Raw genomic sequence first — 1,976 nt, forward strand, 5'->3', positions numbered from 1 at the left:
GGTCCGGCGTCGAGGAGGTCGTAGGGCTGGTAGGTGAGGTGGGGGTGGGTGGTGGTGACGGTGTGCGGGTCGCGGATGTCGGTCTTGCCGATCTCCAGGAAGGTGCCCCCCTGGGCCAGCAGTGCCAGTCCCGCGTCGACGTGCGCCTGGGTCAGGCTGTTGAGCACGACGTCGACCCCCTGCGGGGCCACCGCCGCTATCCCCTCCCGGTACGCGGTGGTGCGGGAGTCGTGGATGTGGGAGTCGGGCACACCGAGCGCGCTGAGGGTGGGTTGCTTGCCGATGCTGGCCGTGGTGTGCACGGTGGCCCCGAGGTGCCGGGCGTAGTGCAGGGCGGCCATCCCGACCCCGCCGGTGGCGGTGTGGATCAGGACGGACTGCCCGGCCCGCAGGCCGGCGAGGTCGCCGAGGCCGTACATGGCGGTGAGGTAGGCGATCGGCAGCACCGCGGCCTGGCTGTCGCTGAGGTGGTCGGGGGTACGGGTGAGCAGGTGGTGGTCGCAGACCGCGAGCGGGCCGGTGCCCTCGGAGAAGAGGCCCATCACCCGGTCGCCCGGGTCGAGTCCGGTCACGCCGGGACCGGTCTCCACGACCACGCCCGCGCCCTCGCTGCCCAGTGGCGCCTCACCGGGGTAGCTGCCCAGCGCGATGAGCACGTCGCGGAAGTTCAGGCCGGTGGCGTGGGTGCGTACCCGCACCTCGCCGTCGCGTAGCGGGCGCAGCGCCTCGGGTGCCGGGACCATGGCGACGTTGGCCAGGGTGCCGGCGGAGGTGGTGCCGAACCGCCAGTTCTCGTCCGGGGGCGTCAGCCGCGCCGGGTCGTCGGCGCAGCGGACCAGCCGGTCGACGTACGCCACGCCGAAGCGCACCGCGAGGTGCGGTTCGGCGGCTGCGAGCGCGGCGGCCAGCACCGACGGGTCGGTCGGGCGTCCGTCCAGGTCGAGCAGCACGAACCGGTCGGGGTGTTCGGCCTGCGCGGAGCGGGTGAGCCCCCAGCACGCGGCGGCGGCCAGGTCGGCGATCTGGTCGGCGAGGTGCGCGGCGACCCCACCTTCGGTGGTGATCACCAGTCGGGTGCCGGCCAACCGTTCCTCGGCGAGCCACTGCTGGAGGCTGTGCAGCAGCGCCTCGGTCAACTCGTGTGCGGCGGCGACCGGATCGTCGGTGGTGGCGGCCGGGGCGTCGGCGGGCGTCTCGTCCGGGCGTGGGGTGCGGCAGGACAGGAAGACCACGTCGGGCAGCTCATCGTAGAGCAGGGCGGCGAGGTCCGGCACCTGGCGCAGGCCGGGCAGCGCGCCGTGCAGCGCCGGTCCGGGCGTACCGAGGACGGCCCAGCCCGCCGGGTCGGCCGGCGGCGCGGCGTCCGCGCGTAGTTCCTGCCAGTCGAGGCGGTGCAGCAGCTCGGTGCCGGGCGCGGCGGCGACGGGCAGCGTGGCGGGGTCCAGGTCGCGCAGGTCGAGGCGGTCGATGGAGAGCACGGGGTGCCCGGCCGGGTCCGCCAGCAGCACCTGGTACGCACCGTCGCCGATCGCGGTGAGCCGGGCCCGCACCGACGTGGCCAGGTTGGCGTGCACGGCGACGCCGGAGAAGCTGTACGGCACGCGGGGCGCGGTGCCGAGGTCGTCGACGGCGACGGCGATCAGCGCGTGCAGGGCCGCGTCGGCGAGCGCCGGGTGCACGGCGTGACCGTCGGGGCGCAGGTCGTCGGGCAGCTCGACCTCGGCGTAGACGTCGGAACCGGCACGCCAGGCACGGCGCAGGTTCTGGAACGAGGGCCCGTAGTGGTAGCCCTTCGCGGCGAGCAGCGGGTAGAGCGCGTCGATGTCGACCGGTTCACCGGCTGGGGGCCAGATGCCGATCTCTGCCGGGACGGTGGGCTCGTCGGGGCTGAGTGTGGCGGTGGCGTGGGTGGTCCAGGTGGTGGTGGTGCGGGTGTGGATGGTGAGGGTTTGGTGGCCGGTGGGGGTGGGGGTGGT

General features: G+C 74.6%; 1 protein-coding gene. It reads right to left on the reverse strand.

The window, feature by feature from the left end; genetic code table 11:
- A partial coding sequence (locus tag AB0K25_RS31735; protein ID WP_357538592.1) for a polyketide synthase dehydratase domain-containing protein occupies positions 1-1,976 on the reverse strand: 1,976 nt, incomplete at both ends.

The sequence above is a fragment of the Micromonospora sp. NPDC049257 genome, from assembly GCF_040678915.1.
Classification (GTDB): domain Bacteria; phylum Actinomycetota; class Actinomycetes; order Mycobacteriales; family Micromonosporaceae; genus Micromonospora; species Micromonospora antibiotica.